Annotated in this window: 10 protein-coding genes; 6 read left to right on the top strand and 4 right to left on the bottom strand. The window is 73.2% G+C overall.

Going from position 1 to position 13,572, the window contains the following annotated elements; all coding sequences use genetic code 11:
* Window positions 1-66: 66 nt before the first annotated feature.
* The gene (locus AB0P35_RS39535; protein WP_363520917.1) at window positions 67-2,082 is read right to left on the bottom strand and encodes a S53 family peptidase; all 2,016 of its coding nucleotides are present in this window, start codon (window positions 2,080-2,082) and stop codon (window positions 67-69) included.
* A gap of 182 nt (window positions 2,083-2,264) precedes the next feature.
* The gene (locus AB0P35_RS39530; protein WP_363520914.1) at window positions 2,265-3,239 is read right to left on the bottom strand and encodes an Lrp/AsnC family transcriptional regulator; all 975 of its coding nucleotides are present in this window, start codon (window positions 3,237-3,239) and stop codon (window positions 2,265-2,267) included.
* Between the two features lie 126 nt (window positions 3,240-3,365).
* Here AB0P35_RS39530 and AB0P35_RS39525 point away from each other — a divergent pair, with 126 nt between their 5' ends.
* Complete coding sequence (locus AB0P35_RS39525) at window positions 3,366-4,877, top strand: MFS transporter (protein WP_363520911.1); 1,512 nt, start codon at window positions 3,366-3,368, stop codon at window positions 4,875-4,877.
* Window positions 4,878-5,189: 312 nt separating this feature from the next.
* Here the strand turns inward: AB0P35_RS39525 and AB0P35_RS39520 are convergent, their stop codons facing one another.
* Window positions 5,190-5,942: a helix-turn-helix domain-containing protein gene (locus tag AB0P35_RS39520; RefSeq protein ID WP_363520908.1), complete on the bottom strand. Its 753-nt coding sequence runs from the start codon at window positions 5,940-5,942 to the stop codon at window positions 5,190-5,192.
* A gap of 222 nt (window positions 5,943-6,164) precedes the next feature.
* Here AB0P35_RS39520 and AB0P35_RS39515 point away from each other — a divergent pair, with 222 nt between their 5' ends.
* Window positions 6,165-6,836 (top strand): DUF4097 family beta strand repeat-containing protein, encoded by a 672-nt coding sequence (locus AB0P35_RS39515; RefSeq protein WP_363520905.1) that lies wholly within the window; start codon window positions 6,165-6,167, stop codon window positions 6,834-6,836.
* A 90-nt stretch (window positions 6,837-6,926) separates the two neighbouring features.
* Window positions 6,927-7,730 carry an alpha/beta fold hydrolase gene (locus AB0P35_RS39510; RefSeq protein WP_363520902.1) on the top strand — a complete coding sequence of 268 codons (804 nt, stop codon included), beginning with the start codon at window positions 6,927-6,929 and terminating at the stop codon, window positions 7,728-7,730.
* Between the two features lie 50 nt (window positions 7,731-7,780).
* On the opposite strand, the gene AB0P35_RS39505 is transcribed toward AB0P35_RS39510, so the two are convergent.
* The gene (locus AB0P35_RS39505; protein WP_363520899.1) at window positions 7,781-9,184 is read right to left on the bottom strand and encodes a short-chain fatty acyl-CoA regulator family protein; all 1,404 of its coding nucleotides are present in this window, start codon (window positions 9,182-9,184) and stop codon (window positions 7,781-7,783) included.
* A 341-nt stretch (window positions 9,185-9,525) separates the two neighbouring features.
* On the opposite strand from AB0P35_RS39505, the gene aceA reads away from it, so the two are divergent.
* The 3 genes from aceA to AB0P35_RS39490 all read left to right on the top strand — a co-directional run bounded on the left by aceA (window position 9,526) and on the right by AB0P35_RS39490 (window position 13,449).
* Window positions 9,526-10,818, top strand: coding sequence for an isocitrate lyase (gene aceA / locus AB0P35_RS39500; protein ID WP_363520896.1), 1,293 nt, complete (start codon window positions 9,526-9,528; stop codon window positions 10,816-10,818).
* A gap of 115 nt (window positions 10,819-10,933) precedes the next feature.
* Window positions 10,934-12,556: a malate synthase A gene (gene aceB / locus AB0P35_RS39495; RefSeq protein ID WP_363520893.1), complete on the top strand. Its 1,623-nt coding sequence runs from the start codon at window positions 10,934-10,936 to the stop codon at window positions 12,554-12,556.
* Between the two features lie 26 nt (window positions 12,557-12,582).
* The gene (locus AB0P35_RS39490) at window positions 12,583-13,449 is read left to right on the top strand and encodes a 3-hydroxybutyryl-CoA dehydrogenase (protein WP_363520890.1); all 867 of its coding nucleotides are present in this window, start codon (window positions 12,583-12,585) and stop codon (window positions 13,447-13,449) included.
* The last annotated feature ends 123 nt before the right edge of the window (window positions 13,450-13,572 follow it).

Below are 13,572 nucleotides of genomic sequence, written 5' to 3'. Positions count from 1 at the left end.
GGGGGCCGGGGGGTACGGGGGGGGGGGGGGGGGGGCCGGCCCCCCCCCCCCCCCACGGCGCCACGATCAGTCGTCGGCGCGGCCGCCGCGCCACCCGTCGGGCGGGCAGTCCCAGGAGGCGAGGTACTCGGCGGTCGGTGTGCCGACGCCGGTGACGGCGTCGTAGCCGCCCTCGGCGACCAGGGAGGTGTCGTGGCCCATCGTCCGCAGGGAGGTGACGGTGCCGTCGGTGGCGTCCACGGTGTTGGTGAAGTCCACGCGGACCTGGGCGAGTTCGGTACCCGGGCCGAAGGGGTGGTCGGTGACGTCGTGGTAGGCGTCGGTGTTGTACCGCTGGTAGACGGCGGGGTTGGCGAAGCCGATCGGGGAGCCCTTGGCCTGCTGGGCGAGGGCCTGGAGCGCCGCGATCACCGGGCAGGCGAGACTGGTTCCGCCGATGCGGTACTCGGAGTAGCGGACGCTGCCGTCCGGGAAGGTCTGGGTCTGGCCCACCAGGAAGCCGGTGTTGGGATCGGCGACGGCGGCGATGTCCGGCACGACGCGGTTGCTGCCGCCGTTGGCGCCGGACAGCGACGGCGGGACGATGCCGCGCTGGTACGCCGGCTGGGGGAAACGGGCGCTGGTGCCGCCGCCCGCCCCGCCGTTGAAGCTGCCCGGCAGGTCCACCCAGGCGGTGCCGTCCGCGGAGAGCACGGACTTCAGCGTGCCCCAGCCCGTTTCGAAGCGGTAGGCGTCGGAGGAGTCCAGGGCCAGCGAGGTGCCGCCGACGGCGGTGGCCCACGGCAGCGAGGCCGGCATGTCGGTCTGCTTGGTGCCGGTGTTCTCCAGTTCGTCGCCGCTGTCGCCGCTGGAGAAGTAGAAGCCGATGCCGGTCACCGCGCCGCGCTTGAACAGGTGCTGGTAGACCCGGTCGAAGGCGGGGTCGCTGGCGTTCTCCGGCTCGCCCCAGGAGTTGGAGACGATGTCGCCCAAGTGCCGGTCGACCACCCGGTCGAGGGCGTCGACGAGGTCCTGGTCGTAGCACGAGGACGCACCGACGTAGGAGATGTCCGCCTCCGGGGCGACGGCGTGCACCGCCTCGATGTCGAGGGTCTGCTCGGCGTACCAGCCCGAGGCGTCGCAGCCGTCCGGGTCCACGTCGGGGCTCGCCGTGTGCGTCCACACCGCCGGGTCGTAGCGCAGCAACTGGTCCTTGCCGTACGGTGCGTCCCCGTGCGCGGCGGCGTAGCGGGTCACGTCGTCGCCGATGGTCGGCGAGTCGTAGGCGTCGACGACCGCCACCGTCACACCGCGACCGGTCAGCCCGGTGCCGGTCGCACCGTACGCGCTGCGCAGCTGCCCGCCGTTGAGACCCTGGATCACGTAGGGCCGGACGGCGCCGTACGCGGCGGGGGTGCCGGTGGCCGGGTCGGAGCCGAAGTAGTCCGAGAACGGGCCTGAGTTGACGAAGGCGCCACCCGGACCGGGCAGGGTGTCCTGCGGCTTCGGCCTGGCCGGCCGGACCTTGCTCGGAGCGGTGCTGAGCCCGGTGACGCTCAGGACGTCCTCCGCCACGTCCGCGGGCACCGTGACGTCACCGGCCGGCGCGCGGTACGTGCGGTCCCCCTTCCGGTAGCTGCGCAGCTCCGTGCCGAACGCACGCTGGGCGTCGGCGACATCGCCCTGCGCGGTGAGGTAGTGGCTGTTGGAGGCGGTGACGCGCATGCCCGAGGAGTCCAGCCAGGACCGGACCCGGCCGGTCTGCTCCTCGCTCGTGCCGAACCGCTCCGCCAACTGCTCCGCCGTGAGGAAGTGACCGTACTGCGCGGAGGCCGGGTCGGACACCTGGCGCGCATACGCGTCCAGCCCCTGCTGGTCACGGCCGGAGAGGTAGACCCGCACGGAGACCGGCGCGTCGGCCCGCTCCGGTCCCCGGTCCACGGCGGTACGCGTCCACTCCGGCGCCGTGCCGGGCACCGCCGACCGACCCCGAGGTGACGGGGTGTCCGCCGGGGCGGGAGCCGCAGCGACCGTGACGGCGAGCAGCGGCAGCACGGCCACCACGCACAGCCCTGCTCTCGAACACAACGGGCGGATTCGCATGCGGGAGCAACCTTCCAGTCGGTCAGGGGGAGCACGAAGCACGCCGGGGGAGCGGACAGCCCTGGCCCCGGGCCGGGCTCGACGGTAGACCGACCTCCCGCCCCGGCCGGCACGACAGCGGCGGACGCACCGTCAGATTCACCCTCCCAGGGGCGAACACTGCTCCCGGCGGCCCCGGCCTGTCAGAGGCGCAGGGTGGCGGCGGCCTTGTAGGTGCGCAGCACCGGCGCCGTCTCGATCCGGCCGATCGCGTCCAGGGCGAGGCGGCGGGTCAGGTAGTGGTGCAGCGACTCCGCGTCGCTGCACAGCGCGTGCGCGACCAGATTGGTCGGGCCGGTCGTGGCGGCGACGACGGCGAGCTCGTCGTGGGCCGCCAGTGCGGTGGCCACCTCGTCGAGCCGGCTCGGGGCGACCTGCATCCACAGCAGGGCGGACACGGCGACCCCGAGGAGCGCCGGCTCGATGTCGAGGTCGAAGAACAGCGCGCCGCGCGAGCGCAGTTCGGTCAGACGGCGGGTGACGGTGGCGGGCGTGGACCCGGTCGCGGCGGCCAGGTGCGCGTAGCTCGTCCGGCCGTCCTCGCGCAGCACGGCCAGCAGCCGCAGATCGGCCTCGGTGAAGGAGTACGGATCGCCGTCGGTCTCCACCGCCGGGACGGCGTGGGCATTCAGCCGGGCCTCCTGCTCGGCCGTCAGCGTACCGAGACGGCCGCGCCAGGCCACCGGACCGCCCAGATAGGTGTGCAGCAGGTAGTGCGCGGAGACTGCGGTGATGCCGGAGGTGCGCGGGATGTCGCGCAGCAACAGCGCGTGCGCGTCCGGGCCGCCGGGCGCCGTGTGGACGATCGCGACGATCTCGGTGCCGCCCGAGGTGAGCCGGACCCACGAGGTGTCAGGACGGCGGGCGAGCGCGACCGCAAGGTCATGGGCGGTACGGGTCGCCGCGGTCAGGCGCAGGAACCACTGGTGCGTACGGGCGCTGCGCGGGCTCGGCAGGGCGACCACCCGCAGCCCGCCCTCGGCGTGCAGGCGCCGGTAGCGGCGCACCACGGTCTGCGTCGAGGAACCGAGAACCTCCGCGATCAGGGTGAACGGGGCACGCGCGTCCACGTGCAGCGCGTGGATCAGGCCGCGGTCGAGGTCGTCGAGTTCGAGCACATCCGTCACCGTAGCCGCCGCTGATGGAAGAAATCGTCGATTCGGTCGCGATTCATGGAACCCGGCGAATGGGCGGCGACAGGGTGGTGGCACCGCACCGATCGGCATCCACCCATGGGGGACCGCATGACCCGGCATCCAGCCGACACCGACACCGACATCGACACGGACACCGACACCGACGCCTCGGCCCGAATCGCCGCGACCGGCCGAGCGGACACCGCACCGCACCGCCACCGGTGGACCGCCCTGATCGCGCTGCTCACCGCCGAGGCCATGAACCTCCTCGACGCCACCATCGTCCAGGTCGCCGGCCCCGTCATCCACACCGACCTCGGCGGCCCCGCCGCCGCCATCCCCTGGTACAGCGCCGCCTACACCCTCACCTTCGCCCTCGGTCTGCTCACCGCCGCCCGCCTCGGCGACATCGCCGGCCGCCGCCGCGTCTTCCGGATCGGCGTCACCGCGTTCGCCCTCACCTCCCTGGCCTGCGCACTCGCCCCCACCACCGGCATCCTCATCGGCCTTCGCGCGGCGCAGGGCGCAGCCGCCGCCCTGATCATCCCTCAGACCTTCGGACTGATCCGCGCCATGTTCGACGACGACGAACTCCCCAAGGCCCTGGGCACCATCGGACCGGTCATGGGCCTGTCCGCCGTCCTCGGACCCGTCCTCGGCGGCGTGCTCACCCACGCCGACCTGCTCGGCACATCCTGGCGCGCGGTGTTCCTGGTCAACCTGCCGCTCGCGGCCGCCGTCCTGGCCGTCGCCCCGCGCCTGCGCGAGGACCACGCCCCCGTACGCCCCCGCCTCGACGCCACCGGAACCCTCCTCGCCGCAGCCGGCACCACCCTGCTGGTGTGCCCGCTCGCCGCCGGAACCGGCGCACCGAGCGCCGCCGCATGGGCCGCAGCCGCCCTCGGCGCCCTCGTCCTGGCCGTGTTCACCGCCCACCAGCGCCGCACGGCCGCCGCCGGCCGCACCCCACTCGTCGAACCCTCCCTGCTGCGCGGCCGCGCCTTCCCCGCCGCACTGGCCACCTCCACGCTGTTCTTCGCCACCATGAACGGTGTCATGATCACCGTGGTGCTGCACCTCGAACTCGGACTGCACACCGGCCCGCTCACCGCCGGCCTCACCCTGCTGCCCTGGTCCGCCGGCCTGGCCGTCGCCTCCTGGCTCGCCGGCAGCCACCTCGTCCCCCGGCACGGCACCCGCGTCCTGCACGCCGGCATCGCCACCCTCGCCACGGGCATCGCCGCCGCGGCCCTCGTCTACCGAACCGCACCCGTCGGCCACTACCCGACCGCCCTGCCGTTCGCCCTCACCCTCGCCGGCCTGGGCGTCGGCCTGTTCACCCCGCCGTTCTTCACCGCCGCGCTGCGCCGCGTCTCCCCGCAGGAGACCGGCTCGGCGGCCGGCCTCCTCAACGCCGTCCAGCAACTCGGCGGCACCCTCGGCGTCGCCGTCGTCGGCGGCGTCTTCCTGGCAGGCGACGCCTCCGGGCGAACGGCGGGCCTCGGCGCGCAGCACGCGCTGGGGGTGGCCGGAGCACTGCTCGCCGCAACCGCACTGGCCGCACCGGCCATGACCGCCCGCCGCCGCGCCCGCCCGGCCGAGGACCGCGAAGCGCACTGACCCCGGCGAGAGTCGGACGGGCCGTGCAGCACCGTCGGAGCCCTGTGCGACGATCACACCCATGACGCCCGATCCCCACCCGCAGGCCTGCACCCACATCCGCCTTCTGGCAGGTCAGGCCGGGTTCGGCAGCCCGGTGTTCGAGGTCCTGCCGGCCCTGCCGGTGGGGTCGGACCTGGCCGGTCGGACGGAGAACGTGCCTCCACCGTGCGACCGGCTCGGTCCCCATCCACCACGGACTCGGCTCACGGGCTTCCGGGTAGCCTCATCGAGCGGTGGGTAGACGGCAGCTGACTTTTCCTCAGCCGACCATCAGTCTTCCGGTTGCGGCTCCGCAGTGCCGGCCGAGGCCGTTCCGGGCTTCGTGTGGAGGACTTCGCGGGCCTGTTCGGCGGCGCGGGTGATGCTTTCGCTGATGAAGTCCAGGAAGCGGGCGACGTTCTCCAGGCGGGTGGCGGCCGGGCTGGAGGGGCCGAGGACGGCGACGCCCTGGCGTGCGGTTGCGACGAGTTGGTCGTTGGACCGGGCGCTGGCGATCGTCGCCTGGTAGAAGAGCTCGTCGTCGACGATGTAGCGGTCGCGGCGGCGTTCGTCGCGTTCCCGGCGGACGAGGCTCTGGCTCTCCAGGAAGGCGATCGCCTTGGAGATGGAGGCCGGGCTGACCTGCAGGTGCTGAGCGAGCTGGGACGCGGTGAGGCTGCCCGCGTCGCTGGTGAACAGGCAGGTCAGCACCCGCGCCCCCATCGTGGGCACGCCCGTGGCCATGAGGACGGTGGTGAGCGTCTCCTCGTACGCGGCCACGGCCTCGGCGTCGCGTCCGTGCGGCTGGGGGAGCGGCTCCGACCCCCGGGAGGCGGCGGGCCTTCGGCGGTGCGCGCGGTGTTCGGTGGCGCGGTGGGCGAGGTCGGCGCGGTAGGCGGTGGGGCCGCCGTTGCGCATCACCTCGCGCGTGACCGTCGAGGTCGGACGGTCGAGGCGTCTGGCGATCTCCGCGTAGGCGAGGCCGTCGGCCAGTCCCAGCGCGATCTGCTGACGTTCCTGCTGGGTGAGTCTGCCTCCCGGCATCGCGGTCTCCTTTGTGGTCCGTGGCGCCTTCAGCATAGCGTTCACTCGCCATTCATTGCAATGGGCGAATCGCGGGCTGTTGCATTAAATTCAAGGCCATTGCAACAATTCTGGGGCGATGACCTGCATAAATGGTGATTCGGCGCAACGAGTATGTTGCCGGATTCTTGAATGCAACGTAGCGTTTCGGTCATCAGAAACGACGAGTCACAGGAGAGCACGATGCAGAAGTTCGACACCCCCGCCCCCATCTCGGCCGTCCTCGACGTCCCCGCCGGGCGGATCCGGTTCATCGCCGCCCACCGGGCCGACACCGCCGTCGATGTCCGGCCCGCGGACGCCGCCAAGAGCCGCGACGTGAAGGCCGCGGCCCGGATCGAGGTCGCCTACGCCGACGGCGTCCTGCGCATCGAGGCCCCCGCGGCGAAGAACCGGATCCTCGGCACCTCCGGATCCGTCGAGGTCACCGTCCAGCTGCCCGCCGGCTCCCGCGTCGCGGCGAAGACGGCCGACGCCGAACTCCGGGGCGTCGGGCAGCTCGGCGACGTCACCCTCGACAGCGCCGCCGGCTCGATCAAGCTCGACGAGGCCGCGAGCGCCCACCTCACCCTCCTCGCCGGCGACATCGCCGTCGGCCGCCTCACCGGCCCCGCCGAGATCACCACCACCAAGGGCGACATCCGCATCACCGAGGCCGTCCGCGGCGCGGTCGTGCTCCGCACCGAGGCCGGCGGGATCGAGGTCGGCGCCGCCCGCGGCGTCTCCGCCTCGCTGGACGCCGGCACCGCCTACGGCCGGATCCACAACACGCTGCAGAACGCCGACGGTGCCGCCGCGGCCCTGACCGTCCGCGCCACCACCGCCTACGGCGACATCACCGCCCGCAGCCTCTGACCGCCCAGGTGCACGGCCACTCCTCGTACGGCCGCGCACCTCACCGCCCACCGCCACCGATCCACGTCCGACCCTGCAGAAAGACAGACCTTGACCATCGAGCAGCCCGTCTGGACCGGCCTGGTGCCGGTCGACGACACCGCACTGGCCGTCACCGACACCCGCGGGCCCGGCCGTCCCCTGGTCTACCTCAACGGCTCCTACGCCGACCAGTCGCACTGGCGGCGCGTCATCACCGACCTCGGCGGGGACTTCCGGCACATCACCTACGACGAGCGCGCCCGCGGCAGGTCGCAGCGTTCGGCGGACTACTCCTTCGAGGCGTGCGTCCGCGACCTCGACGCCGTCCTCGAGGCGCGAGGCGTCGAGCGACCGATCCTGGTGGGCTGGTCCTACGGCGCGGCACTCGCGATGCACTGGGCCGCCCGGAATCCGGACCGCGCCCTGGGGGTGGTGTCCGTGGACGGCGCCTTCCCGCACGACTGGCTCGACGACGCGGCCCGGGCACAGATCCGGAAGCTGTTCCGCCGACTGAGCCCGCTCTTCCCGGTCGCCCGCCGGCTCGGCCTGGCCGCGCGGATGAGCGCCGCGCAGCATGCCGAGATCAACATCGAGGCCAACGAGCTCTGCGCGCCCGGCGCCCTCAACCCGGTCTTCGACCGGGTGACCGCACCCGTCCGGTACGTGGTCGCCACCGGCGGCAACCTGGGCGGCGACGCGACGTTGATGGAGGAGATCCGGGCCAATCTCGACCCGGTGCTCGCCCGCAACCCGAACTTCAAGGTCAGCGCGAAGGTCGCGAGCAACCACTCCAAGATCCTGCGCAAGGACTTCCGGGCCGTCGCCGATGCGGTGCGCGAACTCGCCGGCGACCGCGAGCGCACCATCGGCTGAGCCACGGACGGTGTCACCGGCACGGGCCGGACGGTCCGTACCGGCCGAGGTCAGGAGTCCGCCTCCGGCCGCACCGGGTACGGGACGAAGGTGCTGGTGTGCTCGTCGACGGCCAGCGGGCGGCCGATGGCGGGGGCGGCGCGCTGCGGGCAGGCCGGGCGTTCGCAGACCTTGCAGCCGAGGCCGATCGGGGTGGCGGCGGCCTCGTCGCCCAGGTCGAGGCCGGCGGAGTACACCAGCCGTGCGGCGTGCCGGAGTTCGCAGCCGAGTCCGACGGCGAAGGTCTTCCCGGGCCGCCCCCAGCCGCCCGGCGAGCGGGACACCGTGCGGGCCGTCCACAGGTGCCGCCGCCCGTCGGGCATGGCGGTGATCTGGACGTGCACCCGGCCGGGGGCTGCGAAGGCCTCGTAGACGTTCCAGAGCGGGCAGGTGCCGCCGGTGCGGGAGAAGTGGAAGTCGGTGGCGGACTGGCGCTTGGACACGTTGCCCGCGCGGTCGACCCGGACGAAGGAGAACGGCACCCCGCGCAGCCGCGGCCGCTGCAGGGTGCTCAGCCGGTGGCAGACCGTCTCGTAGCCCACACCGAAGTGGTCGGCGAGGTGCTCGATGTCGTAGCGGGAGCGCTCCGCCTCGGCGTGGAACGCGGTGTAGGGCAGCACCAGCGCGGCGGCGAAGTAGTTGGCGAGCCCGATCCGGGTGAGCGACCGGGCGGCGGAACCCTCCGTGCTGTCCTGCGCGGCGAGTTCGGACAGCAGCCGGTCGTGCTCCAGGTAGGCCAGCTGGGTGGCCATCCGGAAGGCCTGCTGGCCCGGCCGCAGCCGGTCCGACAGGTGCAGTACCCGGGTGTGCGGGTCGTACCGGTGCAGGTGGTCTCCCCCGGTGGTGAGCCGGACGCCGTGCCGGGCGGTCAGCCGTTCCGCCAGCACCTCCCGGACACCGCCGCGCCGCAGACCGGTGGCCCCCGCCAACTCCTCGGCAGCGGTGTCGAGTTCGTGGAGGTAGTTCCGCCTTCGGTAGAAGAACTCGCGGACCTGCTCGTGCGGGGTGAGGGTGTCGGCGGCCGGGCCGCGTTCCCCGGCGAGGACGGCCAACTGCTCGGCGACGGCGCGCCGCTCGCGGTTCAGGTCCATCAGTAGCCGGGCCACGGCGGGCAGTCGGGCGGCGACCTCGTCGAGGTCGCCCGGGGTGATGCGGCCGGCGGCGGTCTCCTCTCCGAGGGAGTCGCGCAGTTCGGCGGTGAGCCGGGCGGTCTCCGGCGGGGCGAACCAGCCGGCGTCGACGCCGAAGGCCTCGGTGAGTCGGAGCAGGACGGGGACGGTGAGCGGGCGGGCGTCGTGCTCCAACTGGTTGAGGTAGCTCGGTGAGAGGTCGAGCAGCCGGGCCGTCGCGGCCTGGCTGAGTCCGCGTTCCTCCCGCAGCCGGCGCAGCCGCGCCCCGGCGAAGGCCTTGCCCATCGTCCCGCTCCCCCGTTGCCGCCGCATGCCGCTGCGGCGTGTCGGTGCCAGCGTAGCCGCGCGGCAGCCCGGGTGGGCGTCTTCGCAGTCTTCGCCGATTCGCATCCGGGGCTTCGCAGAAGTTGGCGTCGGTCCAGCGGTGACGGCCGCCGCCGGGGCTGCCAGAGTCGGTGCTGCGGCCGGCGGCCGGCGGACAAGTCCCCTGTCGGAGCAGGTCCGTGGGCGGCACGGGGCAGAACCTGGTGGCCCCCTCCCGTCGCTGCCCCGGCACCGGGACGGCGTCTGCGCATCGCGGGGCGGCCGGCCTCACATCCTTCGCAACGAGCACCCCTGGAGCCATCATGACGCAGCCGGTTCGACAGCAGCAGGCGCAGCGCGCGGCGGACCTCGCCGCCCGGTGGGCGGCTGATCCCCGCTGGGCGGGCGTCGAGCGCAGCTACTCCGCGGCCGACGTGGTGCGGCTGTCGGGGACGGTGCGCGAGGAGCACACGCTGGCCCGGCGCGGCGCCGAGCGGCTGTGGCGGCAGTTGCACGAGCGGGACTACATCCATGCCCTGGGCGCGCTGACGGGCGGTCAGGCCGTCCAGATGGTGAAGGCCGGTCTGCAGGCGATCTACCTGTCCGGCTGGCAGGTCGCCGCCGACGCGAACCGGGCCGGCCAGACCTACCCCGACCAGAGCCTCTACCCGGCCGACTCCGTTCCCCATGTGGTGCGCCGGATCAACAACGCGCTGCTGCGCGCGGACGGGATCGACGCCGCCGAGGGCAACGAAGGACCGGACTGGCTGGTGCCGATCGTCGCCGACGCCGAGGCCGGCTTCGGCGGCCCGCTGAACGTCTTCGAGCTCACCAAGGGCATGATCGCGGCCGGCGCGGCGGGCATCCACTACGAGGACCAGCTCGCCTCCGAGAAGAAGTGCGGCCACCTCGGCGGCAAGGTCCTGGTGCCGACCGCCCAGCACATCCGTACCCTCAACGCCGCCCGGCTGGCCGCCGACATCGCGGACGTGCCCACCGTGATCGTGGCCCGCACCGACGCGCTGGCCGCCAACCTCCTCACCACGGACGTGGACGAGCGCGACGCCCGGTTCTGCACCGGCGAGCGCACCGCCGAGGGTTTCTTCCGGGTCGAGCCCGGCATGGCGCCGGTGATCTCCCGCGGCCTCGCCTTCGCCCCCTACGCCGACCTGCTCTGGGTGGAGACCGGCACCCCGGACCTCGTCCAGGCCCGCGAGTTCGCCGAGGCCGTCAAGGCCGAGTACCCGGACAAGCTGCTCGCCTACAACTGCTCGCCGTCCTTCAACTGGAGGGCCGCCCTGGACGACGACGAGATCGCCAAGTTCCAGCGCGAGCTCGGCGCGATGGGCTACCGCTTCCAGTTCATCACGCTGGCCGGCTTCCACGCCCTCAACCACTCGATGTTCCAGCTCGCCAAGGGCTACGCCGAGCACGGCATGACCGCCTACGTCGACCTGCAGGAGGCCGAGTTCGCCTCCGCCCCGGACGGCTACACGGCCGTGAAGCACCAGCGCGAGGTCGGCACCGGGTACTTCGACCAGGTCTCCACGGCGCTCAACCCGAACGCCGAGACCCTCGCCCTGACCGGCTCCACCGAGGCCGAGCAGTTCCACTGACCGAGCCCGGCGGCCGCCCCGTCCGGGGAGCTCCACGGCCGCCGATACAGCCCGGGGCCTCGTTGAGGGACGAAGCCCCGGGCCCGCCGCCCGAAGAGCCCTCTTGGAGAACCGGATGAGCCCGACCAGCCGCATCTCGACCCCCGCCGAGATCCTCGGCGAGCACGAGGAGCGTTTCGAGGAGATCCTCACCCCCGAGGCCCTGCGCTTCCTCGCCCGCCTGCACGAGGTCTTCGCGGGCCGCCGCACCGACCTGCTCGCCGAACGCGCCCGCCGCGGCGCCGCGTTGGCGGCGGGCGGCACCCTGGACTTCCTCCCGGAGACTCGCGCCGTCCGCGAGGACACCGCCTGGCGCGTCGCCGGGGCAGCTCCCGGCCTCGCCGACCGCAGGGTGGAGATCACCGGGCCGCCCGAGCGCAGGATGACCGTCAACGCCCTCAACTCCGGTGCGAAGGTGTGGCTGGCGGACTTCGAGGACGCCACCGCCCCCACATGGCACAACATCGTCAGCGGGCAGCTCAACCTGCTCGACGCGATCGAGCGGCGGATCTACGGGACCACCCCGGACGGCCGGCGGTACCGGGTCGGCGACACACCCGCCACCATCGTCGTCCGTCCCCGCGGCTGGCACCTCGACGAGGCCCATCTGCGGTTCGGCGGCCGCCCGGCCGTCGGCGCCCTGGTCGACTTCGGCCTCTACCTCTACCACTGCGGCCGGCGCCAGATCGACCGCGGCAGCGGCCCCTACTTCTACCTCCCGAAACTGGAGAACCACCTCGAAGCGCGCCTCTGGAACGACGTCTTCACCGTCGCCCAGGCCGAACTCGGCATCCCGCACGGCACGATCCGCGCCACCGTCCTCATCGAGACCGTCACCGCGGCGTTCGAGATGGACGAGATCCTCTACGAACTGCGCGAGCACGCCGCGGGGTTGAACGCCGGCCGGTGGGACTACCTGTTCAGCCTGATCAAGAACTTCGCCCGTCACGGACCGCGGTTCGTCCTGCCCGACCGCGCCGACCTGACGATGACCCAGCCCTTCATGCGCGCCTACACCGAGCTGCTGGTGCGCACCTGCCACCGGCGCGGCGCGCACGCCGTCGGCGGCATGGCCGCCGCGATCCCGAGCCGCGACCCCGAGGCCAACGAGGCCGCGCTCGCCAAGGTCCGGCGTGACAAGGAGCGGGAGGCCGGCGACGGCTTCGACGGCTCCTGGGTCGCCCACCCGGGTCTGGTCGCCACCTGCCGCGCCGCCTTCGACGCCGTCCTCGGCGACCGCCCGAACCAGCTCCACCGCACCCGGGACGACGTCGAGGTCACCGCCGCCGACCTGCTCGCCGTCCAGCGGCTGTCCGTCGGCCTCCCGACCGAACAAGGCGTGCGGTCCAACGTCGCCGTCGCGCTGCGCTACCTCACCGCCTGGCTCGGCGGGACGGGCGCGGTCGCCGTCCACGGGCTGATGGAGGACGTCGCCACCGCGGAGATCGCCCGCTGCCAGCTCTGGCAGTGGCAGCACCACTGCTCCCGTCTCGCCGGCGGCTCGCTCGCCACCCCGGACCTGATACGGCGGCTCACCGACCGGGAGCGGGCCGCCCTGCTCGCCGAAGGCGCCGACCCGGTGCTGGTCGACCACGCCGTACGGACCCTGGAGGAGACCGCCCTCGCCGCGGACCTGCCCGCCTTCCTCACCACCGAGGCCTACGCCCGCCACCTCGTCCGAGTCCGCACCGCGGCCTGAGCCGCCCCCACTACGGAGGCACCACCATGAACGAGATCCGACGGGTCGCCGTGGTCGGCGCGGGGCAGATGGGCTCCGGCATCGCCGAGGTGTTCGCCCGTGCCGGTCTGGACACCGTCGTCTGCGAGCGGGACGCGACCGCGCTGCGGGCCGCCCGGGAGCGGATCGACCGATCCCTGCGGCGCGCGGTCGACCGCGGCCGCCTCGACCCGGCCGGCTGCGAGGACGCCCGGGCGCGCCTGCTGTTCGCCGACGACCTGGAGGCCCTGGCCGACCGTCAACTCATCGTCGAGGCGGTCGTCGAGGACGAGACCGTCAAGACCGGCGTGCTCGCCCGCCTCGATGAGATCCTCGCCGACGACGGCGCCGTCCTCGCCACCAACACCTCCGCCATCCCGGTCACCAGGCTGGGCATCGCCACCACCCGCGCCTCGCACGTGCTGGGCCTGCACTTCTTCAACCCGGCACCCGTGATGCCGCTGGTGGAGGTGGTCTCCTCGCTGCACACCGGCCCTGACGTGCTGCGGCGCATCGAGGCCTTCGCCGCCGACACCCTCGGCAAGCACGTCGTCCGCTCCCGCGACCGGGCCGGCTTCGTCGTCAACGCCCTGCTCGTGCCCTACCTGCTCGCCGCGGTCCGGATGGCCGAGGCCGGCCACGCGAGCCCGGAGGACATCGACGCCGGCATGCTGCACGGCTGCGCGCACCCCATGGGCCCGCTCCGACTCGCCGACCTGATCGGCCTGGACACCGTCGAGGCGATCGCGAACTCGCTGTACGAGGAGTACAAGGAGCCGCTGTACGCGCCGCCGCCACTGCTCTCCCGGATGGTCGAGGCGGGCCTGCTCGGCCGCAAGACCGGCCGCGGATTCCACCCCTACCGGGAGGTGTGACCCGCCGTCTCCCGCAGAAGCGCGCCCCGGTCCCCTCCTCTTCTGCCTGGTCCGCGCTCACCTTGACGCAAAGGTATGACTTATTCAAGCGGTCGCAATCCAATCGTCATACTTTTGCTTCCC

This window comes from Kitasatospora sp. NPDC085879, assembly GCF_040686255.1.
Lineage (GTDB): Bacteria > Actinomycetota > Actinomycetes > Streptomycetales > Streptomycetaceae > Kitasatospora.
This window is presented reverse-complemented; position numbering and strand designations above follow the sequence as displayed.

Bases quoted from the DNA above. Each gene is read 5' to 3' on its own strand.
- AB0P35_RS39535 (WP_363520917.1), bottom strand. From the start codon at position 2,082: ATGCGAATCCGCCCGTTGTGTTCGAGAGCAGGGCTGTGCGTGGTGGCC.
- AB0P35_RS39525 (WP_363520911.1), top strand. From the start codon at position 3,366: ATGACCCGGCATCCAGCCGACACCGACACCGACATCGACACGGACACC.
- AB0P35_RS39520 (WP_363520908.1), bottom strand. From the start codon at position 5,942: ATGCCGGGAGGCAGACTCACCCAGCAGGAACGTCAGCAGATCGCGCTG.
- AB0P35_RS39515 (WP_363520905.1), top strand. From the start codon at position 6,165: ATGCAGAAGTTCGACACCCCCGCCCCCATCTCGGCCGTCCTCGACGTC.
- AB0P35_RS39505 (WP_363520899.1), bottom strand. From the start codon at position 9,184: ATGGGCAAGGCCTTCGCCGGGGCGCGGCTGCGCCGGCTGCGGGAGGAA.
- aceA (WP_363520896.1), top strand. From the start codon at position 9,526: ATGACGCAGCCGGTTCGACAGCAGCAGGCGCAGCGCGCGGCGGACCTC.
- aceB (WP_363520893.1), top strand. From the start codon at position 10,934: ATGAGCCCGACCAGCCGCATCTCGACCCCCGCCGAGATCCTCGGCGAG.
- AB0P35_RS39490 (WP_363520890.1), top strand. From the start codon at position 12,583: ATGAACGAGATCCGACGGGTCGCCGTGGTCGGCGCGGGGCAGATGGGC.